10 protein-coding genes are annotated in these 5,301 nt (G+C 41.5%); all 10 read left to right on the forward strand.

The genetic code is table 11. From position 1 onward, the window contains the following. A partial coding sequence (locus QN395_RS20870) for a hypothetical protein (RefSeq protein WP_323492967.1) occupies nucleotides 1-900 on the forward strand: 900 nt, incomplete at its 5' end. Beyond that, nucleotides 897-1,502: an HAD family hydrolase gene (locus QN395_RS20875; RefSeq protein ID WP_323492968.1), complete on the forward strand. Its 606-nt coding sequence runs from the start codon at nucleotides 897-899 to the stop codon at nucleotides 1,500-1,502. The genes QN395_RS20870 and QN395_RS20875, both read left to right, overlap by 4 nt. A 91-nt stretch (nucleotides 1,503-1,593) precedes the next feature. After that, nucleotides 1,594-1,968: a helix-turn-helix domain-containing protein gene (locus QN395_RS20880; protein ID WP_323492969.1), complete on the forward strand. Its 375-nt coding sequence runs from the start codon at nucleotides 1,594-1,596 to the stop codon at nucleotides 1,966-1,968. A 112-nt stretch (nucleotides 1,969-2,080) separates the two neighbouring features. After that, entirely contained in the window at nucleotides 2,081-2,419 is a 339-nt protein-coding gene (locus QN395_RS20885; RefSeq protein WP_323492970.1) for a hypothetical protein, read from the forward strand. Between the two features lie 63 nt (nucleotides 2,420-2,482). Next, nucleotides 2,483-2,665 carry a hypothetical protein gene (locus QN395_RS20890; protein WP_323492971.1) on the forward strand — a complete coding sequence of 61 codons (183 nt, stop codon included), beginning with the start codon at nucleotides 2,483-2,485 and terminating at the stop codon, nucleotides 2,663-2,665. A 38-nt stretch (nucleotides 2,666-2,703) separates the two neighbouring features. Next, nucleotides 2,704-3,192 carry a hypothetical protein gene (locus QN395_RS20895; protein ID WP_323492972.1) on the forward strand — a complete coding sequence of 163 codons (489 nt, stop codon included), beginning with the start codon at nucleotides 2,704-2,706 and terminating at the stop codon, nucleotides 3,190-3,192. A 753-nt stretch (nucleotides 3,193-3,945) separates the two neighbouring features. Continuing rightward, a complete protein-coding gene (locus tag QN395_RS20900; RefSeq protein ID WP_323492976.1) occupies nucleotides 3,946-4,344 on the forward strand; it encodes an antitoxin Xre-like helix-turn-helix domain-containing protein in 399 nt (132 codons plus the stop codon). A gap of 96 nt (nucleotides 4,345-4,440) precedes the next feature. Beyond that, nucleotides 4,441-4,689: a BrnA antitoxin family protein gene (locus tag QN395_RS20905; protein WP_323492973.1), complete on the forward strand. Its 249-nt coding sequence runs from the start codon at nucleotides 4,441-4,443 to the stop codon at nucleotides 4,687-4,689. A 38-nt stretch (nucleotides 4,690-4,727) separates the two neighbouring features. Continuing rightward, nucleotides 4,728-4,940 carry a hypothetical protein gene (locus tag QN395_RS20910; protein WP_323492974.1) on the forward strand — a complete coding sequence of 71 codons (213 nt, stop codon included), beginning with the start codon at nucleotides 4,728-4,730 and terminating at the stop codon, nucleotides 4,938-4,940. Then, the gene (locus QN395_RS20915; RefSeq protein ID WP_323492975.1) at nucleotides 4,927-5,190 is read left to right on the forward strand and encodes a hypothetical protein; all 264 of its coding nucleotides are present in this window, start codon (nucleotides 4,927-4,929) and stop codon (nucleotides 5,188-5,190) included. The genes QN395_RS20910 and QN395_RS20915 overlap by 14 nt, the downstream gene beginning before the upstream one ends. Nucleotides 5,191-5,301 lie beyond the last annotated feature (111 nt).

Below are 5,301 nucleotides of genomic sequence, written 5' to 3' on the forward strand. Positions count from 1 at the left end.
AACAAGAAAACCAATCGCAACAGTGGCCACACCCATGCTCGACTTTACTGGTTTGGGTATTTTGCAAGAAGCTCTAACGATTCGAAATTAAGTAATCCTATTTGCCAGCTTGCAATTTTAGCCGCATCCATTGCCGCTCAAAACACAAGCAACATGACCAAAGGTAAAGATGAAAACCTAAAAAGCATAATGAGTGTAAAACCAATCACTAGGTGCGAAAAATGGAATGCGTCGCTGGTTAATGCGACTGATGCGTTAAAAAAACTTGGATATGACCCAAGGATTGCAAACTTATTTTTAGAAGGAAAAACTGAAAATTACATAGCGAGTAGTCAAAATATTTCTTGGAATAAGATTCAAGAATTGCGGGTTCATTTAGAGAATATGAATTTGATTAATTACTCACAGCAGGATTACGAGTTTCATCTTGTTACGAATAGCATTGACCATGGAAATATATTTCGACCAAGAAGACCCGAAAAAATTTCTAATCCATTAAAGACATATAGAGAAAGAATACTGCATATTCTTAAATCGGGAGAAACCTCCAGACAACATGTGAGGTTAACCGAAAACAGAGCCTTGATATGGTTAAGAAAACACGACGCTGAGTGGTTAAATCAATTCTTACCAACTCAAAGAATTTCCATTCCAGATACCATACAGAAAAGGACAGCATATCGGAATCAAGTTCTTGTTTTTATGACGGCATACCCGAATACCACGAGAACAAACATAGACAAGAACTTGCGAACACAATTTCGTTGGTGCTTTTTGAACGATACAGAATGGTTGAATAAAGTCGTCCCAGGCGCAGGTAAAGCTGGGAGACGTGCAAATTCAAAAGTACCGAATCAGGTGACGACAATTGGAGTTGGCTTGGACGGACAAAATTCATGAATCAAATAATCGCGATAGACGGTGACGGTGTTCTCCTCGACAACCATCAAGCATATCGACAAGCGTGGCATAAAGCATTTGGGGTTCTTCCAAAGTTAAAAGACCCTCTTGCTTATTGGCCGATGGATCGATGGGACGTTCACCAACTAGACGGTGCCGATCACGATCGATTCCGTAAATGCTTCGATTATCAATTTTGGTCCAATGTGCCGGCAGTACCCGGCGCAGTCGATGCTGCATTGAAATTACATGAGGTCGGTTACGAGTTGGTCTGCGTAACCGCATTGGATTCGCAGTTTGAATCTGCTCGTTTGAAAAATTTACAGAATCTTGGATTTCCCATTGAGCGAGTAGTCGCAACAAACAATGATCGGGATCAGGTTAGTCCTAAAGCTGCGGTTCTGTATTCCTTAAAACCGGTCGCTTTCGTAGACGACTATCTTCCATATCTGTTCGGAATTACAGCGGGCATTCACAAAGCATTGATTTTGCGAGAGCCAAATGGCAGTCCTAATATTGGTCCGCTACTAGCCGCTGCACATTCACAGCATGATGATTTAACGGACTTTGTGTCTTGGTGGATTGGTCAAAATGAAAAATAGAAAAGCAAAACATCGCCTATACAAAATATGGAGGTCACGTCTGTCTAGCCGGTGGTCTGCGGAGGATCTTGTGTTCGGTAGAAGATTTCACTTGGAGCGAGTAGAACGAGCGTGGGATTCAATGGCACCTGTCGGCCGAGAATTTGGAAGTTCGGATTATGAGCGGCTGATGGAACTTGATCATCTTAAGTACGAAGCTCAAATGAAAGTAACGCTAGGTAGCAATCGTGGTATTTGGTATGACATCAAAGACACGCCAGAGGAAGCAGAGATAATGAAAAAACGCTCCTTTTATATGACAGCCCTCAAAGAATATATTCAGAAAAATGGTTTAACTAGCACCGATGCTGTGAGAATTTTTGGGATCTCGTCGTCCCGTATAACTTCCTTGATGAAGGATAAGATCAATGTATTCATGCTCAGCACCTTGGAAAAAATGGCGTCAAAGGTTGGGATATCCTATTAACCGTTGCTAAGGATGAGCAATGGATAGCAATAGTGCTGCAACCCGCTGCACTATTGTCGTAGCGTTTTAACTTGTTATGGAAAAATTGATGGCAACCCGGAACTACCGCGTGATGAAATTTATTGATGCCGATGGCGAGCCCTACCATCAGATCCATGAAATTTATCATGACAAAGAAGGACATCCCAACGGCTATACCGAAAATCCCGCCAGCGTTTTTTCCAATGAGGGAATTGATGGACTCAGTTCGGTACTCAAAAAGATGGCAGAGGCATTAAAAAAACCAGTATTAGATACATTTGATTTTGTTGATTCAGTGCAAGCTTCGCAAGTGACGCCAGTTGGTGGAAATGTATTCTTGGACTTAGGATTCTCGCCAGCGGAAGCTATTGCCTTAAAAGCGGAGAGCAACAATATCATTGCTCAAAAACTTAAGATGAAAAAAATATAGGTTCACTGTTGCGGATATCGCGGCGCTGTTTGCAAAACTGTCCACCAAGGATTTGGTCACAAAATGAACACTATACGAACCGCTAAAAATTCATGGGTAGCGACAGTGATTACAGATGAAAATGGCGATCTTTTTCTTGAGTTGCCTGACGCTCTTTTAAAGCATGCAGGTTGGTTTGTTGGCGACACGCTCGATTTTCAAATTGCCGATGATGGAAATGTCGTCATCAAAAAGATGACTTCATGACGAATAACAAAATCCGCCATCTATTTATTTAAAACATCTTGGAGCTAAAAATTAACGTTTTCATCGACACGGAATTCACCGACCTGCTGGATCCTATCCTGATCAGTATCGGTATGGTCGCGGACACAGGCGAAGAATTTTATGCAGAAGTTCCTTACCCGGATGACAAGTGCACACCATTTGTTCGCGAAGCAGTGTTACCGCAATTGGGTAGAAATTCCGACTTCTATTGTTGTGTTTCAGACCTTGGTATAAAACTCCGACAATGGCTCCAGCAGGTGCGTAGAGAGGATGAGACGGTCTATCTTTGCTTTGACTACACAACCGACTGGGATTTATTTTTGGATTCGATACAATTTAGAATTACACCATGGATGCAAGGAAAATTGATCAATTCAGATATTGATGACATTGTTTCATACGAGTTTTACAAAGAGACAGGACTGTCCAGGCACCATGCTTTACATGATGCGCTGGCAAATAAATTTTCCTATCGCCCGCTGATAGCGAAGAAACAAATTGAGTAGAGAAGAATGAAAAGAATTCGTAAAAACTGGCGTGAAAAATTGCCCAAGCAGTTTATACAAAACACTTTGCGTGCAATACGTGAAATGAAAGCCGGTATGACTACCCCCTATGTATTTGGACGTGTCGGGAAAAAGCAAATTTTAAAAAAAAGATCGTCTCGTATTCTTAATATGCTCAATGGCGAAAGTACTTCGAGGTCGGCGCAATCGTTAGAAGCCACGGAAACAGAGGAAAAAGGGAATTTAATTACCTTAGATTTGACATCTTACGCTCTAGGAAAATTACAAGTTGCTGCAGATTTACTCGGAATTAGCTTAGTTGATTTTGCTGTACAAGCTGGATTGGAGCAAGCAGAAAAAATTATCGATCAAGATGAAAAAAAACCAGCGAGATGGGCTGGCTCGATGAGGGGTGATATCTCTATCGCTGCCGATTTTGATGCGCCGTTGGCTATCTCTACGCCTACACAAAAGATACCGGATACTGACGACTACAATGCCGATGACGATGATTCTGGTTGGGTGCGAAACCCAATAACGCAGGAGCTTCTTGATGTCCTTAACGGCAGGGTTCCCTCACCGCTCGACGTGCTACAAAATACGGTCATGAGATATGACGATCCACTTGATCCGGTAATTTGTCCTGATTATTGCGATGGCGAAAAACCGCCATTGGTTGCAAAAAGAGAAGCTTTGCAGATATTGGACAAAATGGAGAATCCAAAGTCAAAGTTTGCGTCGGATTTAAAAGCGATGGAAAAATATTTTTTAGAAAGCACAGAAAATGATGCGTTTAAACTCTCCACGGCTGGATTAAAGGCGTTTTTCAATATTTGTCGTGCTTGGCAATTGACGAGCGACCAGGAAATTATTTTGCTAGGTGCGCCAAGTGGTGCTAGTTATGAAAATTGGAAAAGATCGCCAGAAACTGCTCACCTTGATCATGATACCTTGGAGCGTATTTCTTACCTACTTGGCATCTACAAAGCACTACAAATATTGTTCCCCATCGATATTTATGCCGATGCTTGGATTCGCAAGCCAAACGATGCTCCTCTCTTTCTTGGGAAAAGTGCCCTTGACTTCATGTTGTCCGGAAATGTTTCTGATCTGTTTTTGGTAAGGCAATATCTTGATTCTGAGTTGGTGTAATTAAACTAGTGAAAGCGTAATTTCTAGTTACGCAAAAACTCTTAATCATAAACTCTTAATTTGATTCAAAAATGAACAAGGGTACAAACCAATTTCATGAAGAAACTCTATGATTTTAGTAAAGGGAAGCGTGGTGCAGTTATCCCACCAGATGGGAAGACTCGTGTCACGATGTCCTTGGATGATGATGTGCTTGAAATTTTTCGTGTTAAAGCGGGAATTGAAGGCAAGGGTTATCAAACCATAATCAATGAAGTATTGCGACAGTCACTACTTGCCAAGGATTTAAGTCCGGTCACTGCTGATGACTTGCTTCAAATTATTCGAGTTAAATCACGAAAATAGCACGACGTGGAAACCGACTCCAAAAAAAACTAACATTTGTGAACGAATTAACTTGTGAAGAAATTTCTGTGAAATATGCGGTAGCGATTGCAAAAGCGCGAGCTCGTTTAGAAAAAATGCGCCCTATATATAATTTAGCTACAGAAAAATGGGCACACGTTTTAAAAGATTCAAGCATTGACAATGGAATAATGGCAGGAGCACCGCAAAAATGTCAAAAATCGAAAGTATTTGGAAATGAAAAAATCTAAACAATTGCTAGCCAGAGGTTTTGAGGGAATCGTACTTTTTTTAACAGTAGTTTTACGGCTTCTTTGGTCTCCCTTTGTTGGGGCATGGAACGAGTGTGAAGCGGATATGAATCGCCGACATAGCGCTAAAAATTGGAAAGAATTTGTTTTATTTTCTTTGAAATCGTATTTCTCCCCGCTCATAGGAGCGATCGCTGGTGTGAAGAAAGAGTTCAAACGTAGTTTTGCAAAAGCGCCCGACGCAAAATAATCGTTCTTGCGCTGCCAACATTGGGTAACTCATCGGTGTTGGCGCGCACTCAATATTGACCAGCTGCGCGCATTGAATATTGACCAGGCGCTTAGTTGCTGAGCATACAAG

The sequence above is a fragment of the Undibacterium sp. RTI2.2 genome (assembly GCF_035018705.1).
Classification (GTDB): domain Bacteria; phylum Pseudomonadota; class Gammaproteobacteria; order Burkholderiales; family Burkholderiaceae_D; genus Undibacterium.

Excerpts from the sequence above, each read along its gene's own strand:
- QN395_RS20875 (WP_323492968.1), top strand. The coding sequence starts at position 897 with ATGAATCAAATAATCGCGATAGACGGTGACGGTGTTCTCCTCGACAAC.
- QN395_RS20885 (WP_323492970.1), top strand. The coding sequence starts at position 2,081 with ATGAAATTTATTGATGCCGATGGCGAGCCCTACCATCAGATCCATGAA.
- QN395_RS20890 (WP_323492971.1), top strand. The coding sequence starts at position 2,483 with ATGAACACTATACGAACCGCTAAAAATTCATGGGTAGCGACAGTGATT.
- QN395_RS20900 (WP_323492976.1), top strand. The coding sequence starts at position 3,946 with ATGGAAAAATATTTTTTAGAAAGCACAGAAAATGATGCGTTTAAACTC.
- QN395_RS20905 (WP_323492973.1), top strand. The coding sequence starts at position 4,441 with ATGAAGAAACTCTATGATTTTAGTAAAGGGAAGCGTGGTGCAGTTATC.
- QN395_RS20915 (WP_323492975.1), top strand. The coding sequence starts at position 4,927 with ATGAAAAAATCTAAACAATTGCTAGCCAGAGGTTTTGAGGGAATCGTA.